At 61.4% G+C, this 16086-nt stretch carries 16 protein-coding genes; 2 read left to right on the top strand and 14 right to left on the bottom strand.

The genetic code is table 11. The features are described 5' to 3' along the window. The first annotated feature begins 23 nt into the window (after nucleotides 1-23). On the top strand, nucleotides 24-992 hold the full coding sequence (locus M1D99_RS13085) for an AraC family transcriptional regulator (protein ID WP_458131982.1): 969 nt from the start codon (nucleotides 24-26) through the stop codon (nucleotides 990-992). Here the strand turns inward: M1D99_RS13085 and M1D99_RS13080 are convergent. Beyond that, a complete protein-coding gene (locus tag M1D99_RS13080) occupies nucleotides 965-1735 on the bottom strand; it encodes an EAL domain-containing protein (protein WP_434575736.1) in 771 nt (256 codons plus the stop codon). The two genes, M1D99_RS13085 and M1D99_RS13080, sit on opposite strands and share 28 nt — an antisense overlap. 280 nt (nucleotides 1736-2015) lie before the next feature. Between M1D99_RS13080 and M1D99_RS13075 the strand changes: the two genes are divergently transcribed. Further along, nucleotides 2016-2750, top strand: a complete 735-nt coding sequence (locus M1D99_RS13075; protein ID WP_458131981.1) for an EthD domain-containing protein — start codon at nucleotides 2016-2018, stop codon at nucleotides 2748-2750. Between the two features lie 41 nt (nucleotides 2751-2791). On the opposite strand, the gene M1D99_RS13070 is transcribed toward M1D99_RS13075, so the two are convergent. The 13 genes from M1D99_RS13070 to M1D99_RS13010 all read right to left on the bottom strand — a co-directional run bounded on the left by M1D99_RS13070 (nucleotide 2792) and on the right by M1D99_RS13010 (nucleotide 16074). Further along, entirely contained in the window at nucleotides 2792-3925 is a 1134-nt protein-coding gene (locus tag M1D99_RS13070; RefSeq protein WP_458131980.1) for an FAD-dependent oxidoreductase, read from the bottom strand. Nucleotides 3926-4296: 371 nt separating this feature from the next. Next, nucleotides 4297-5766, bottom strand: a complete 1470-nt coding sequence (locus tag M1D99_RS13065) for an NAD-dependent succinate-semialdehyde dehydrogenase (RefSeq protein WP_458131979.1) — start codon at nucleotides 5764-5766, stop codon at nucleotides 4297-4299. Nucleotides 5767-5782: 16 nt separating this feature from the next. Next, nucleotides 5783-6799: a dihydrodipicolinate synthase family protein gene (locus tag M1D99_RS13060; protein WP_116642586.1), complete on the bottom strand. Its 1017-nt coding sequence runs from the start codon at nucleotides 6797-6799 to the stop codon at nucleotides 5783-5785. Nucleotides 6800-6827: 28 nt separating this feature from the next. Then, nucleotides 6828-7838, bottom strand: a complete 1011-nt coding sequence (locus M1D99_RS13055) for an ornithine cyclodeaminase family protein (protein ID WP_434575728.1) — start codon at nucleotides 7836-7838, stop codon at nucleotides 6828-6830. 99 nt (nucleotides 7839-7937) lie between these two features. Next, nucleotides 7938-8888: a LysR family transcriptional regulator gene (locus tag M1D99_RS13050; protein ID WP_434575726.1), complete on the bottom strand. Its 951-nt coding sequence runs from the start codon at nucleotides 8886-8888 to the stop codon at nucleotides 7938-7940. After that, a complete protein-coding gene (locus tag M1D99_RS13045; protein WP_434575724.1) occupies nucleotides 8885-9616 on the bottom strand; it encodes a FadR/GntR family transcriptional regulator in 732 nt (243 codons plus the stop codon). Before M1D99_RS13045 ends, M1D99_RS13050 begins: the two co-directional genes overlap by 4 nt. Further along, entirely contained in the window at nucleotides 9613-10398 is a 786-nt protein-coding gene (locus M1D99_RS13040; protein ID WP_434575722.1) for a cyclase family protein, read from the bottom strand. Before M1D99_RS13040 ends, M1D99_RS13045 begins: the two co-directional genes overlap by 4 nt. Next, nucleotides 10385-11392, bottom strand: coding sequence for an NAD-dependent epimerase/dehydratase family protein (locus M1D99_RS13035; protein WP_434575720.1), 1008 nt, complete (start codon nucleotides 11390-11392; stop codon nucleotides 10385-10387). Before M1D99_RS13035 ends, M1D99_RS13040 begins: the two co-directional genes overlap by 14 nt. Next, nucleotides 11383-12375, bottom strand: a complete 993-nt coding sequence (locus tag M1D99_RS13030; RefSeq protein ID WP_434575718.1) for a fumarylacetoacetate hydrolase family protein — start codon at nucleotides 12373-12375, stop codon at nucleotides 11383-11385. The genes M1D99_RS13035 and M1D99_RS13030 overlap by 10 nt, the downstream gene beginning before the upstream one ends. Next, nucleotides 12372-12944 carry a cupin domain-containing protein gene (locus M1D99_RS13025; protein WP_434575716.1) on the bottom strand — a complete coding sequence of 191 codons (573 nt, stop codon included), beginning with the start codon at nucleotides 12942-12944 and terminating at the stop codon, nucleotides 12372-12374. The genes M1D99_RS13030 and M1D99_RS13025 overlap by 4 nt, the downstream gene beginning before the upstream one ends. Nucleotides 12945-13007: 63 nt before the next feature. Continuing rightward, complete coding sequence (locus tag M1D99_RS13020; RefSeq protein ID WP_458131978.1) at nucleotides 13008-13961, bottom strand: PDR/VanB family oxidoreductase; 954 nt, start codon at nucleotides 13959-13961, stop codon at nucleotides 13008-13010. After that, nucleotides 13961-15004 carry a Rieske 2Fe-2S domain-containing protein gene (locus M1D99_RS13015; RefSeq protein WP_434575713.1) on the bottom strand — a complete coding sequence of 348 codons (1044 nt, stop codon included), beginning with the start codon at nucleotides 15002-15004 and terminating at the stop codon, nucleotides 13961-13963. Before M1D99_RS13015 ends, M1D99_RS13020 begins: the two co-directional genes overlap by 1 nt. Next, the gene (locus tag M1D99_RS13010; protein ID WP_458131977.1) at nucleotides 15001-16074 is read right to left on the bottom strand and encodes a Rieske 2Fe-2S domain-containing protein; all 1074 of its coding nucleotides are present in this window, start codon (nucleotides 16072-16074) and stop codon (nucleotides 15001-15003) included. Before M1D99_RS13010 ends, M1D99_RS13015 begins: the two co-directional genes overlap by 4 nt. Nucleotides 16075-16086 lie beyond the last annotated feature (12 nt).

Raw genomic sequence — 16086 nt, 5'->3', positions numbered from 1 at the left:
TTTTTGACTGAAACACCTGAATAATGCCTACCGATCAGTTTGCCCTCTCCTCGGAACTCATCAATGAGCTGTTGCGCGGCATGCGCCTGCGTGGCGTCGAATACCGGCGTATTCAAGCCGGTCCAACCTTCGGCCTGGGCTTCGCTGCCAAACCCGGGCATGCCTGGTTCCACTTCCTGGCGGTCGGCAATGCGGTGCTGCGGATGGAAGACGGGGCAACCTATGCGCTGTCTGCTGGAAACGCCGTATTCATCTCCCAAGGTGCGGCCCACCAATTGCTTTCCCATCCGGATGTTCCTGTTCAAGACATCGACCGTCTGGACGGCGCCCCCCTCGGCGATACCGTGAGCGCGGTAGATGCCGGAACCGATGCCAGCCCCACGCCGCCCACCGTTTTGTTCAGTGGCTGCATGGAATTTGAACTGGGCAGCATCCATGGCCTTGGCAGGCTAATGCCGGGCCTGATGCTGATCGATGCCGGCGGCCAGCGTTACCCCGGGCTGGTGCCTATCCTGACCACCATGGAACGCGAGGTCAGCGCCGCACGTATCGGCTTCGCGGGCATACTTGCGCGATTGGCCGACGTGGTGGCCGCCATGGTCGTTCGCGGTTGGGTGGAGTGCGCCTGCGGTAATGCCTCTGGCCTGGTCGCCGCATTGCGCGATCCACGCTTGGCCAATGCACTGCTCGCGCTCCATCAACAACCGGGGCGCGACTGGACCGTTGCGCAGCTGGCGGAGCAATGCAACACCTCTCGCTCAGTCTTCGCTGACCGTTTCCAGATGACGATTGGCATGGCCCCGTTGCGCTACGTGACCGAACTGCGAATGCGGCTGGCAAGCCAGTGGCTGACGCTCGAAAGGCTGCCGATTGAAGAGGTGGCGCAGCGCTTGGGCTATACCTCCCAGGCCGCTTTCAGTCGCGCATTCAAGCGCATTACGGGCAAGACGCCTGGATTGAGTCGTCAGTCAAAGCATCCCGCCGGAAGATGACCAACCTGGGGTCTTGCATACAAATATCCCTGCATCAGCTCGATCCCCATGCCTAGAAGCGTCGAGCTTTCTTCACGGGTCTCGACACCTTCGGCGATGACCAGGATATCCAAGCGCCTGGCGACCAGGATGATGCCTTCGACGATCGCTTGCTTGGCCAAGTCTCGATCAATGCTTCGGGTCAGTGCCATGTCAATCTTCAGCACCTGCGGCTGGAACATGGCCAGCAGGTTAAGGCCCGAATACCCCGCGCCAAAATCGTCGATGGCGGTAGTGAAACCCTGGCGCTCGTACTCCACGAAAATCGCTTTGAGGTGCTCAGGATCGACCACCTTCTCGCCTTCGGTCACTTCGAACATAAGCCTTTCTGGCGGGAAATGGGCCAGGCGCGCCGCTTCCAGGGTAGCCCGGATGCACGTCTCCGGCCGGTATACGGCGTTCGGGAGGAAGTTAATGCTCAGCAAGCAATCGGGAATGTCCAGCAGGCCCAGCCTTGCGGATTCCTCGATGGCTTTCACCCGGCAAGCCTGGTCGAATCGGTAGCGGTTGCTGTCGTTCACGAGCCCCAGGATGTAGCCAGCCGATTCACCATTGACGCCTCTGACCAACGCTTCATAAGCAAACGCAGCGTGTGTCCGGACGTTGAAAATAGGCTGGAAGGCCATGGTGAAATCGAACCCCAGCGCCTCATGGTTGCGGCATTCGGCGCAGCCGAGCGATTGGAATGGAAGGCTTTTCGTCATGAGCAATATTCCGTGGCGGTCAAGATACATTCCTGCGGTTACCAGGAACTGTAGCCGACACCACCTGAGTCGGCGCGGGCCGAAGTGTGTGGCGCACTATCGGACTCAAGGCTGCTCAAGCATGTTATTGCACGATACCTACCAGCACGAATACCGATTGGTTCGCGGAATAAACCTGGCCGTATATTTTGGTGTTGGAAAACAACTAGATGAATAACACCCGCGCACATTGCAATTAAGGTCCAAGACCTGTCGCCCTGCCAAAAACGAGAACGCGCTCATGATTAAGATCCTAGCCGCTGTACGCAGAAAACCCGGAATGACGCATGCCGAGTTTCTAAACTATGTAGAGCACACCCACGGAGCAATCGCTAAAGCCAAACCGTTAGGCGTCAAACGGTACGTGCAGAACCATATCATCGACGCCGCTTTCGGGATCGACTCCGACAGTTCCTACATCCAGTCCTTTCACAAAGACTCCATTACAGAGCTGTTTTTTGAAGACGTGCCGGGTTTGATTCGCACCTTCAGCGATCCCTATACCCAGCAAACCGTCGGCCCTGATGCAAAGAACTTCGCGGACCTTTCCGAGCAGCTCGCTCAACTGACGGATGAAGTGGAGACGGCTAGCACCGCTACAGCGCCTCTCCCATGGAAAGTGATGATCCTGCTGAAGAAGAACCCAGCCATGGCGCTCGATCGTTTTTTCGAAGCTTGGGACGCAGCTCACGAGAGCATTACCCGGGAACAGCCCGACTTCCAGAACGCCCTACGCCGGTATGTTCGCTCCCGGTACCTACCCGAGGGCGACAAGGTGACGGCCTATTTCGGGCCAAACATCGCCGTATACGAAGGTGCCTCTAGCCTGTGGTTTGAAAATGAAGCGGATTTTTCGACCTTTCGGCAGTATCAGCGAGCGCTGTTTCAAAAACTTGCCGAGGACGGCGTGGCGCTGACGTCGGCGTCTTTTTTCGCCTACGTCAAAGAGGTCGTCATTTTCGATCACTGCTCGTAGAGGCCTGCATCGCGACCCTCCAACTGAAGGGTCGCGATCCCTCAAATAGGCTCAGCCAGCGTCGCAGTGGACTCGCGCATGATCTGCGCATGCTCTTCCTTGTCCCCACCACTTTTCTCTATCTCGCACAGCCGCGCGGAGTTCTCGACTACGAGTTGGCAACGCTCCCAGCGCCGCGTTTCGAACCGGCTCAGGGCCGTCTGTAGATTGCTACTGGCGAGCAACTCTTCGGCAAGCACGATGGCGCTCTCAATACCGATGCCGGCTCCGGAAGCCAGGTGCGGCGTGGTGGCGTGCACCGTGTCGCCGATCAGCACGATACGGCCCTTGTGCCAGGGCAGCGGCACCAACAGATTGGACAGCGGACGATAGTCGATATTGGCGCCCACCTCGTGCAGTTGTGGCACCAGCGCTTGCAGGATCGGGGCTGGAAACTCACTCAGCAGGCGCGCCATTTCACCCGGCCAACTGGCTGGATCGATCCACTCGGAAAACGCGCGGTTTTCCATGAGGAACATGTACATGTGCGTTTCGGAGATTGGATTGACGCCAACCTTGGTGCGACCCAGCCAATGAGTGGGGCGCACGATTTCCGGCGGACGCTTCAGCACCGCGCGCCAGACGCTCTGATGAATGGGTTTTGGCGAAGGCGCTTGCGGGAAAAAGTCCTTTCGCGTGCGCGAATGCACGCCGTCAGCGGCGACGACCAGGTCATAGCGTTCAGTAGTCCCGTCGGTGAAAGACACGTCAATGCCATCGTCATGCTCGATGACGCTGTCGTAGGTGATGCCCAGGCGCACACGGGTCCCCACTTCCCGCGTCCTGTCGGCAAATATCCGAGCCAGTACCGGGCGCAGGATGCCGCCACCACAGGGTATAGGTTTATCGCTGACCGGCGGTCGAAGCGCCAATTGCACGATCAGGTCGCCGGCCGGTGAAAACACATCGAAATTGGTCGACAAATACCCTTCCCCGGCGACCCGTTCCAGAATCCCAACCGTATCAAGCGCTCGCAGCGTGGGCCCACTGAGCGTAATCCCCGCTCCCAAGGGACACCACAACGGATCGATTTCGACGAGGTCCACTTCGACGCCCTGGCGGGCGAGCTGGATAGCCGCGGTCATACCGGAGAATCCTCCCCCGATCACCAGGACCTTACTGACTGCTGCAATCATCACGCTCTCCTAATTATACTTATTCATTCGGGCTGACATTGCATGGCGCACCGACGAGTTCTGCAGCGCTATCGACTCAATGCCACAGGCTCATGAAGTTCCGACTGACAATGCCGGATCAACGTCGAGACTATCGAATTGGCTATCCGCGCTGAAATCGCTTTGCACAATCAGAGGTATCGCAGGAGGTGATGGGTGTGGGGGATCAGCCTGTCCGATGGCTGAACACCCACACGGTTTTTGGGTTGGATAGGAGATCCAGGTACACCACCATTCTCCTGTGGGAGCGAGCTTGCTCGCGATAGCGGTGGCTCAGTTGGCAGTGACGTTGGATGTGCCAACACTTTCGCGAGCAAGCTCGCGTCCATACGTCACACGCTTTCCAAGCCATCCCAGCACAGGTATTTCACCTCAAGGAATTCGTCGATTCCCAGGTGGGATCCCTCTCGCCCGAGTCCGCTCTGCTTCACCCCGCCGAAGGGTGCGACCTCATTTGAAATCAAGCCACAGTTGATGCCCACCATGCCCGATTCGATGCGCGCGGCGTTGCGCCAGATACGCGCCGCGTCACGGCTGAACAGATACGCCGCCAAGCCAAACTCGCTGTCGTTGGCCATGGCAATGGCTTCGTCATCGGTGTCGAAACGCACCAGTGGCATGACCGGGCCGAAGATCTCTTCACGAGCGACCCGCATCCCGTGGGTCACATCCGCCAACAAGGTGGGCTCGAAGAAACACCCGCCCAGCGCATGGGGCTTGCCGCCGGACAGCAGTCGGGCACCCTGCGCCAGCGCATCATCGACAAGGGCCTGGGATTTTCCTACCGCCGCCTCGTCAATCAACGGCCCGACCTGTACACCCGGCTCCAGGCCATTGCCGACCTTCAAGCGTGCCATGCGCTCGACGATGCGCTCCGCCAATGCGTCATAAACCCCTGACTGCACCAGCACCCGGTTCGCGCCGATACAGGACTGCCCACCGTTGCGAAACTTGGCCAACATCACCCCGTCAGCGGCTGCATCCAGATCAGCATCGTCGAAGACAATGAACGGGGCGTTGCCACCCAGTTCCATGGAGCATTTCTTGACCGTCTGTGCCGCTTGCGCCAGCAGCAGCCGGCCCACTTCGGTGGAGCCGGTGAAGGTGAGTTTGCGCACCAACGGGTTGGCCGTGAGTTCACCGGCAATGTCGCGCGTGTCATTACCCGTTATCACACTGAAAACGCCGGCGGGCACGCCAGCGCGCTGCGCCAGTTCGGCGAGTGCCAGCGCGGTCAGGGGCGTCTGGCTGGCCGGTTTCACCACCATCGTGCAACCGGCCGCGAGGGCTGGAGCGGCCTTGCGTGTAATCATCGCAGCGGGGAAATTCCAGGGCGTGATCGCGGCGCAGACGCCGATGGGTTCGCGCAGTACCACAATGCGCTGAGTGTCCTTTACGCCCGGAATCAGATCACCGCGCACCCGTGTGGCTTCCTCGCCAAACCAGCGCACAAAAGACGCCGCGTAATCGACCTCACCCCGCGCCTCCTCCAGGGGCTTGCCCTCCTCCAGGGTAATCAGCGTGGCAAGGTCCTCGCGATGTTCGACCATCAACTCATACCAGCGGCGCAATACCTCGCCACGGCGTTTGGCCGTCAGGCGCCGCCATGGGCCAAAGGCCTCATGCGCCGCGTCGATGGCGTGCCGGACTTCAGTTTCACGGCAGCGCGGCAACTCGGCCAGTACCGTTTGATCCACCGGATTACGCAGCGTGTAGTGACCGTGCGGCGTCTCGGCCAGCCACTCACCGGCGATATAGGCACCGTCGCGCCACAGCGTAGGATCCTTGAGTAAATGCTTCATTGTGCAACCCTCCCGATCAGCACGGATGACGCCCGATCATGAAGGCGCTGTCAGGATCCGAAGTCACCGGCAACCCCGACGCGACCAAGCCTTGGCGCAGCGACTTCATGAAACGATCCGGCACGCGCATCGCCGGGGCACGCAGTGGTCCGCCGTTGAAGCCGGCGAGCCAGTCCTGGTATTTCCACATCGTGCGGTTGAGCACACCGGTACCGCCGGCGTAGCTTTGCGCAGCAGCGCCGTTGGCACTGCGGGCCGGATTGACCTTCCAATACAGTTCCATCGCCTCTTCAAATCGGCCCGTGCGGGCCAGTTCGAAGGCTTTCGGGTAGTAGTCACTCATCCAGGCGGTGTTGCTGGTGCCGGAAAATTGCAGTTTCATCAGGCTCATCAAGGGGATAGCGTCGCCTTCGATCGGGCAACTGATCACCACCTGATCGCGGAAGTGGTGATACATCTCACAAATGCCCGCTGGCAGCGGGAACCCTTGCTCGGACTTGATGGCGGCGATATTCGGGCAATCGGCCAACAGCCGACGAACCAACTCCAACGACATCCCCGCTGGATGCACGCGCTCGAAGCCCCATAGCGGGATCGGGAAGAGCATGACGGCAAGGTCCGTGGCATCGCAGAACGACTTGGTGTAGTCGTAGATTTCCTGCTCGCTGGTCGGCCAGAACTGCGGCGGATAGGAGAGCAGGACGATGTCTGCGCCGGCATTCTCGGCAAGCTTCACCGCCTCGATGTTCTCGGCAAGCGTGCCAAAAGCCGCGTGGAAGAACAGGAGCAGGTTTTTCCCCGACTCACGGGCCCAGGCGGTGAACTGCGCGTTCTCCTGGGGAGAGATCGCCAGCTCGCTGCACAGCAACGTGGCGCTGTAGCCCAGGCCGACCGTATGTTCAATGTCGTGGCGAATGCCACGTTCGTTGAGTCGCTTCAGATCGGCGCTGAAACTTGGAATGGTGACCGCCGAGCAGCCCACCAGGTTTTCCCGCGCCCAGGCACGGGCATCTGCTTTCTTGTATGTGGCCATGATGATTTTCCTTCGAACAGTGGAGGGGTTATTTCGAGACAGGGACAATGCTGGCGGGCAATTCGATGCCGAGGCCTTGTTGCCGGGCGCGCTCGTACAGCGCTTGGGCGATGACGACGTCCTGCAGCGCCGAGCCAACAGACTTGTAGAGAACGATGTCGCTTTCGTTTTGCCGTGGGGTGACACGACCCGCGACGAGGTCCGACAGCGCGACCAATTTGTCGGCGACATACACGCCGGCACTGATCGCCGCAATGGCATCGCCGGTATCGTGGAGCACCTCTTGCGGCATATCGGCGACAATGCAGACGGCTCGCTCCATCGTGACCGGGTCAACTTCCCGTTGCTCAGGCAAGGTGGAACCCAACGACACGACCGTAGTGCCGGGGCAAAGCCACGCGCCTTGCAACACCGGCGACTCGTCACGGCTGCGGGCGGCACAAATCACCACATCACAATCCTGCACGGCCTCTTGCGCGCTGTTCACCGCTTGGATATCCAGCCCAGGCCTGAAGCTTTCGGCAAAGCGCTCGCGGCTAGCGGGCGTTGGACTGAATACCCGGACATGCGCCACATCGCGCACGGACTTGAGGCAGTCCAATGCGCCACGGGCCTCAAACCCCGAGCCAATCACCCCCACCCGCAGCGCGCGCTTGGGCGCCAGTAAATCGACTGCCAGCGCAGCGGTTGCCGCGGTGCGCAAACCCGTGACCCGATTGCCGTCGATCAGGGCAGTGAGCGCCATGGTTTGCTGATTGAACAACGCGATCAGGTAGCTGGCACAGCGCGCCCGCATGGAGGCCGCGATCAACTTGCAGCCCATGTGGCCGCCAGCGGGTGGGACAGCGGTCAGGCTGCGCAGCCAGATGCCATCGCCCCGCGCCATGGAGCGAGGCGGCACCATGGCATCCGATGCAGGGCGTGCATACGCCTCGGCGAGCGCGGCGACGGCGGTGCTCCAGTCGGCGAGCGAGGCCACATCGGCGTCACTGAGAAAAAGCGTCGGGGCAATGACTTGGAGTTCTTGGGCGTGATGCATGGCGCAAACCTCGCAATCGGGGATCAGTCGTTGGTTGACTGACACCCTACGAGGCGCGCCCCCCACCGAATACTGCTGGGGATGCAAAGCAGCTATCGCTTAAATCGATGGCATGGACAGATTGCAAATCAGCCGTCGCACTTCACGGGAAGCACGGGTCAAGGGGCGCCGGGGCGATTCGACCAGCACGACAAAGCGCTCCAACACAGGCTCGATAATGCGCGATGAAACCAGCCGTTGATCCAGCGAGCCCGGCAGCACAGAGGCAATCGCATAGCCTCCGCCTGCCGCGACGACCTCGCACTGGAGCTGGACCGAGTCGGCTTCCACGGCCACGCACAGCTCCACGCCTTGCTCGGCGGCCAAATGATCGAGCCTGGCCCTCAGCAAATGCGGTCGCCCTGGCACGACCAATGGCAGCCCCGATAGATTTTCCAGCGCAATATCTCGACTTCCGAACAGAGGATCAGCGGCAGGTCCTACCAGGTGCAGCGGTAGCCTGGCCAGCAGATGGGCTTGGCCGATGCTGGCCTCGCTCTCACGCAGCACCAGCGCCATATCCAGACGACCATCGTGCAACTGCTCTTCGAGTTGAGCGCTCGCGCCCTCGATCAAGTGCAATCTCACACCGGGCATCTGGGCGCGCACCGCCGCAAAAAGCGTCCCCGCAAACCGACGCACCGCGGAGGGCAACATGCCCACGACCACCTCCCCCACTGGTTTGCCACGCAGGTTGCGAATGTCATCGGCAAGGCTTTCAGCGTTCGCCAGAAGATCCGATATACAGGGCAGCAGCTGCTCGCCAAACTCGGTCAGCACCACCCCGCGCCCGGTGCGATGGAACAGGCGTTCGCCACATTGCGATTCGAGCAGGGCAATATTGCGACTCACCATGGACTGCGGCATGTCCAGCAGCACGGCTGCTTTGCTGAGACTGCCAGCCGCCACGACCCGGACGAACAAAGTCCAGCGGGGATCGATGATGGTGAGCGCCGTGGCAGTAGGCTGCGTGGCCGTGTTAGGCACCGGGTAGCTCTGGTTATCCGTCATGTCATCAACTCTTGGCGGGCCTGGTGCAAGTATTCGCGACTGTCCTGGAGATGCAGGCGCATCGCAGCACGCGCGCATTCAGCGTCCTGATGGAAGATCGCCTGGTAAATCTGTTCGTGCTCGCTTTGCATGCGCTGTTCGTAATGCAAAGGCTCATCGTGAAACAGACGCGCGGAATCCAGCCGGCTGCGCGGGATGATGACCTCGCCCAGGTTGAGCAGTGTGCTGGCGATGTAGGGGTTGCCGGTCGCCTGGGCAATGCCCAAATGGAATTGAAAATCCAACGCCGCCCGATCATTGACGCTGACATCCGGCTGCCCGAGCTGATCGAGAAGAGCCCGTAACCCCGTCAACTGATCCGGGTTGCGTCGCTGGGCCGCCAGCCCGGCGGCTTCTACCTCAAGACCGATCCGAAACTCCATGATCGCCAGCGAATCGGTGATGAGACCGATCGTCGACGGGTCGATGAAGGCCCCCAACGACAGGGCGCTACCGCGTACAAAGGTCCCGATACCGTGGCGTGTCTCAACCATTCCGGCAGCCTGTAGACGCGACATGGCCTCGCGCACCACGGTCCTGCTGACCCCATGCGCCAGCATGAGGGCCGATTCGGTGGGCAACTGTTCACCGCCACGCAGCCGTCCCTCGACAATGTGCTCCGACAGCAGCGCCTCAAGCCCCTGGGACAGGCTACCGCGCTTTTTTTCACCGGCCGCTGGCGCGCTCATTCCTCGAAAATCGCGACGGCGCGGACGAAGCCGGCCGAAGCGTGCCTGATCTTGTAGGGAAAGCAGGACACCTGGAAACCATGGGCCGGTAGGCATTCCAGGTTGGCCAGTTTTTCCATCTGGCCGTAGCCGATGTCGCGTCCGGCCTTATGGCCTTCCCAGATGATCGAGGCATCGCCCGTGACGGCGAAGCGTTCGCGTGTGTACTTGAACGGCGCGTCCCAGCTCCAGGCATCGGTGCCGACCACCCGCACGCCGCGTTCCAACAAGTACAACGTGGCCTCACGGCCGATGCCGACCCCGGCGTCCAGGTACCCTGGCTGGCCGAACAGCGCACCGGCACGGGTGTTGACCAGGACAATGTCCAGCGGCCGTAGAACATGGCCAATACGCTCCAACTCGGCTTGCACTTGGGCAGCGTTGACCACATGACCATCTGGCAAATGACGAAAGTCCAGCTTCACGCCCGGTTGCAGGCACCAGTCCAACGGCAACTCGTCGATGCCAAACGCCGGCTTGCCACCGTCCGTGGTCGAGGCGTAGTGCCAAGGGGCGTCCATGTGCGTACCGCTGTGCGTGGTGATCTGCAGGCGCTCGGCCGCCCAGGATTCGTCACCGGGCAGTTGCGCCTTGGACAGGCCGGGAAACATCGCGGCCATCTCCGGCCAACCTTGCTGATGGTCCATGTAGTCGATTCTCGGCAGCAATGGCGGCGGATCGGTGTAGGGATTGTTGTCCAGGGTCACGGACAGGTCCACCAGGCGGCGTTTAGTTGATTGCATTTTCACTCACTCCAAGTCCCACCCGCCCACGCGCACGACGCGTCGGGGTGGCAGCGTTCAAACTGTTACGTATCAAGGCGCCAGCCGAGCCGTCATGGCGAAAGCCAAGGGCGCGGGCCAGAGGGGTTTTCATTGCGGGGAAGTTGCCGAACAATGCTTGCAGTCCAGCGTCCGGTGCGAAGCTGATCAGCCCGCGGCGTTCCTGCCCGTAGGCGGCGGCCAGGGCATCCATGACCTGGGCAATGGACAGGTGCAACAGCGGTAATTGCCAGACACGTGACTCGCCAAGCTCAACGGCGGGCAGTTCGGCGGCCCGCAGCAGGTTATCCACGCAACACCGCACGGACATCCACCACGCCTGCGCCTGGGGCGACACCGGGCAGCAATACGGTTCACCTTGAGCAAAGGCGTGCAGCAGGTCGCTCATGAACGCCGAGCGCAGGCCGTTGGGTTCACGTGGACGGGCGACAATGCCGGGCAGGCGTACGGCCCGACCGTCCACCTCGCCCCGTCGGGCAAGGTCGTTGATCGCCATTTCCACCATCGCCTTGTGCGCCCCGTAACTCAACTGCGGGTGCGGCACGGCTCGCTCATCCATGCGGGCCGGCAGGTCGCCGCCGTACACCGCCACGCTGCTGGCATACACCAGCACCGGCACGCCAGGCTGTTGGCGCAACTGGTCAAGCAACTCCAGGCTTGCCAACAGGTTGATCTGATAGCCCAGTGAATAATGCTGCTCGGCCGCGCCACCTGGAATGCTGACCAAGTGAAAAACCACATCGATGCCATCGGCCAAGGCGCGGCGCAATAGCGCGGCGTCGGTGACACTGCCGCAATGCTGGCGCAGGCGTTTATCCTCAGCAAACCCCACCAATTCCTTGTCCAGCAAGATCAACGCGCTGATCGGCCGGCCGCGCAACTCATTGGTCTGGAGCAATCGTTTCACCAGCGCCCGGCCAACAAAACCATTGGCTCCGGTAATCATCACGCGCATGGGAGGCCTCCGCGCACGACACACTGGTCTATCGCCCCGAACACCGACTGCCCTTGCAGATCGAAGACCTCCATGCGCACGCGGTCGCCAAAGCGCATGAAGGACGTCCGTGGCGCACCGTGCTCGATCATCTCAACGGCACGACGTTCGGCGATGCAGGCCGCGCCCACCGTGGGGTCGGCATTGGAAACCGTGCCGGAACCGATCACGCAGCCAGCCCTGAGACGTCGGGTCAGCGCTGCGTGGGCAATCAATTGATGAAAGCCGAAATGCATGGCACCACCGTGTGCATGACCGAACCACTGGCCGTTCCACTCGACCCTCAGCGGCAGGTGCACCCGCCCGTCGCGCCAGCCTTCGCCCAACTCGTCGGGGGTGATTGCCACCGGGGCGAAACTTGACGAGGATTTGGCCTGGATAAACCCGAAGCCCGTCTTCATCTCTCGGGGTGCAAGTGCGCGCAAGCTGATGTCGTTGACTTGCACAATGAGCCGAATATGGTCGATGGCGTCTTGTGCCGAGCAACCCATGGGAACCTCATCGACCACCACGGCGAATTCACCTTCGAAGTCGATGCCATGGGTTTCACTGGGCAGCACGATGTCATCGCGAGCACCGAGGAAGTCATCGCCGCAGCCCTGGTACATCAGCGGCGTGTGCTCGACACCTTCAATCGGGTCCAGCGAAAACGCTTTCTGCATCCGCTCGCCATGGCTGAGAAACGATGAGGCATCCAGCCATTGCCAGGCACGCGGCAAGGGTGCGGCGGCTTGTTGCGGATCAAAGGCGAAGGCCCCGGCCAGCGAGCCTTCGTTCAGGGCGTCATAGCGAGTGCGCAAAGCGGCTTCAACGCGCGGCCAACGCTCGATGGCCTCCTGCAGTGTCCCGGCGATGTCACTGGCCTCCACCGCCCAGGCCAGGTCCCGCGACACCACCAGCAGGCGACCGTCACGGCTGTGATCGTTCAGGGTGCTGAGCTTCATGCCGGTTCTCCTTGCAGCTCGGGGGCGAAGCGACCATCGAGCAGCACAAACAGCATGCGCGCCATCTGCTCGGTGCGATTGCTCCAGGCGTGGTTGGTGCCGCGCTGCACGACGATGTCACCACGTTTGAGATGCACTTCCTCGCCATCGAGCACCAGCCAGACCTCGCCCTCGGTGACCACGCCGTAGTCCAGCGTTTCGGTGCGATGCATCAGTTTGTGCTTGGAGTCCGCCTGCCCTGTGCCGGCATGAGCCTGGCCAATTTCGGCGAAGGCGGCCGCGGCCTCCTCGGCGCTGACTTGGTTCTGCACGCTGTCGGGCGGGATATCCACCACGCGAATGACGCTGCCCAATGGTGCAGGGCTCAGTTGAAGCGGCTTGTTGGTGGGGTCGTCGCCGTTATCCAGCACGGCCGGGCTGGCACCACTGTTCCAGATCTCATGGAAGACCGTACCGGGCACGGCCTTGAGGGGAAAGCTGTTGGGCGTTGGTCCGCTGAACGCGACCACCGCCTGGCCCTGGGCATCGTGCCCGGTGACCACGCGTTTGAAACCAGGAAGCTGTTGCATGTTCGAGTCCTCAATCAGTTGGCGAAACGCGCCAGCGGGTATCGATGAATTCATGAGAAAACCTTAAAGATCGAGCACCAGCCGCGCGCTCCTCGCGCGCGAGCAGCAAGGCGTGAACTGGTCGTTGCGGGCCCGCTCGGCATCGGTCAGGAACATGTCGCGATGCTCCGGCTCGCCTTCCAGCACGCGCGTGATGCAGGTGCCGCAGATGCCCTGTTCGCAAGACAACGGGATGTCGATGCCGGCCTCCAGCAGCACCTGGGCGACGCTGAGCGTGGCCGGCACTTGGAAACACTGTCCGGTGCTGGCCAGTTGCACCTCGAAACCGCCCGCCTCGCTGGCCGGCGCAGCGGCGGCGGTAAAGTACTCACGGTGCAGTTGCGCTTCGGCCCAGCCCTGCGCGCGCGCCGTGCCGAGAACGTGTTCCATGAAACCGTTGGGGCCACAGACATACAGGTGACGGTCGGCGGCTGGCCCGGACAGAACCCGACCGGCGTCGAGACGCTGGACCTCCTCGCCATCGTCCATATGAACCTGCACGCAAGCGGCGAATGTCGAACGGCGGATGTACTCGATAAAGGCCATGCGCCCGGCCGAGCGACCGCAATAGTGCAGTTCGAAAGGCGCGCCGATCCGCGCCAGGCGCTCGGCCATGCAGAGGATCGGCGTGATGCCGATACCGCCGGCGAACAGCACGCTGTACCCCGCCCCATGCTCAAGCGGGAACAGGTTGCGTGGCTCGCTGATGCGCAGCCGACTACCTTCGTGCACCTGTTGGTGCATGGCCTGCGAACCGCCGCGAGACGCCGGGTCGAGCAACACGCCCAACAGGTAGCGGTGGCGTTCTTCGGGGTGATTGCACAGCGAGTACTGGCGCACCAGGCCATTGGGCAGGTGCACGTCGATATGCGAGCCGGCGCTGAAGGCAGGCAACATGGAATTTTCCGCTGGGGCCAGTTCGAAGCTGTAGATGCCTTCGGCTTCGAGGCGCTTGCCAGTGACGATGACTTCAATCATCACTTGGCACCCGCAGGCTGCTCAGCGGCAATCATGCGATCGAGTACACGCCGCGCGCGAACCGCTCCTGCGTCACCGATCAGCAGGACCGGCTTCAAGTCCCAGAACGATGCAGCGCCCATCATGCGCTGCTGCGCCTCGAGCATTGGCAAGTCTTCATCGGCAAAGGGCCGGCTGATGGCGGCCGCCTGCTCATCAGCGAATCTCTCGGCAAATTCGCCCATCGCCTTGGGGAAACAGACTGAGAACCAGTAGTGAGTCGTGGTCTCGGTCTCTGGAGTGAACAGATGCGGAATCGGTGTGGAAACGCCCTGATCCCTGGGGAGCCCGGTCGCCACGGCGCCGGAAAACAGCAACATATTCGCCGGAGCATCCCAACGCACATCGATCCAACGGTCCACCGGTGTGCCCTGAGGAATGTTCCAGGCGGCGTAAAGAAACTCCGGCATGATTTCCGCAACCGTCTGGCGGTTGGACCAAACGGTGTTGCCCTTCTCTTGCACGCTGGTCAACGCGCTCTTGACGCCATCGCCACCCAACGTAGACGGATGCAGAAACTCGATATGACTCAGGTCCATGATGTTGTCGGTTTCCAGCACGTAGTTGGCCCGCGCGTGCAGGTAGCGCTTGCCGACATACCAGTGGTCTTCATCCATGCAACTGAAATCCGGAATCAGCGTCGCATCGGCCAAGCGTGGATCACCCATCCAGATCCACAGCAGGCTGTAGCGTTCAACCAGCGGGTAGGCCTTGACCTTTGCCGCCTTGGGAATTGCACCATCGCCGTGGGGGTTATGCACACAGGTGCCACTGCCATCGAATTCCAGGCCGTGGTACGGACAACGCACCGCATCGCCCTTGAGGATTCCCATGCCCAGGGGCGCGAAACGGTGGGGGCAGCGATCGGCAATGGCTTGGGCGTTACCTTGGATGTCGCGGAAAAAAACCACGGGCTCATTAAGCAAGGTTCGTTGGAACAGCTCGCCAGCCTTGACCTCGTTACCCCAGGCGGCCGCGTACCAGACGTTGCGTAGAAAGCTCATCGCGATTCCTCTTTTCCATAACTTGATGACGGACTGGCTTGCGTCTGCGCGCGTTCGGCTTCAATCAATCGACGCAGAAGACGTCGACAGCGCACGGCCCCTGCATCGACTGGCAGCAACACAGGGCTGAGGCCAAGCAGTTCAACCTCACCAATCTGGCGCTGTTGAGCCTCGACCATGGGTTTGTCTTCGCCGGCAAAAATGCCGATCAACATCTCCTGGACGAAGGCATTCAACTGCGCATTGTCTTGCTCGAAACTGCGCGTGTTGGCAAAGAAATAATGGGTGTTGGCCACGTCCTGCGGCGTCATCAGATGCAGGTTCCATGTCACTGGTCCCTCGTCCCTGGGGCGCCCTGGCGCCGTGGCGCCACTGCCGAGCAGCATCAGGCCAGGTGCGTGCCAGATGACTTCGGCCCAGACGTCAGCCCGGCTTGGATCTTCAAGGTGAGCGCCGAACGCCGGTGGAGGCACATCATCCGGTGCCCACCAACTGATGCGGACGCGATCATGGGGCAGCTCCTCGATGGTGGCGCGGGTGCGTGACAACGCCCCACCACCGAGCGTATCGGGGTGCAGGAAATCAACGTGGCTCAGGTCCATGATGTTGTCGGACAGCAGTTCGTAGTGCGCGCGCGTAGGCAAATACCCATGCCCCTTGGCGTGGGTTGGCGCCTCGTCGAGAAAGGAAAAATCAGGAATCAGCGCATCGTTGGCCAGGCTTGAATCGCCAGGCCAGACCCAGATCGCCCCATGGCGCTCGACGACCGCGAACGCGCGAACACAGGCGGCCTTGGGGATGCTCCCATCGCCATGGGGATTGTGCGTACATTGGCCGCTGCCATCGAAACGCAAACCGTGGTACGGGCACTGGACGCTGTCGCCGACAATCTTGCCCATGTGCAGCGGGGCAAAACGGTGCGGGCAACGATCGGCGAGCGCCTGGATGACACCCTGGCTATTGCGAAAGAACACGATCGGTTGCTCGACGATGGTTCTGCCAAGCATGCCACCTTGCGCCAGCTCGTCCGCCCACCCAGCGATGTACCAGGTGTTGAGCAAATAACTCATGGTGTTCTCCTC

It is taken from the genome of Pseudomonas sp. R3-41, from assembly GCF_054161485.1.
This window is presented reverse-complemented; position numbering and strand designations above follow the sequence as displayed.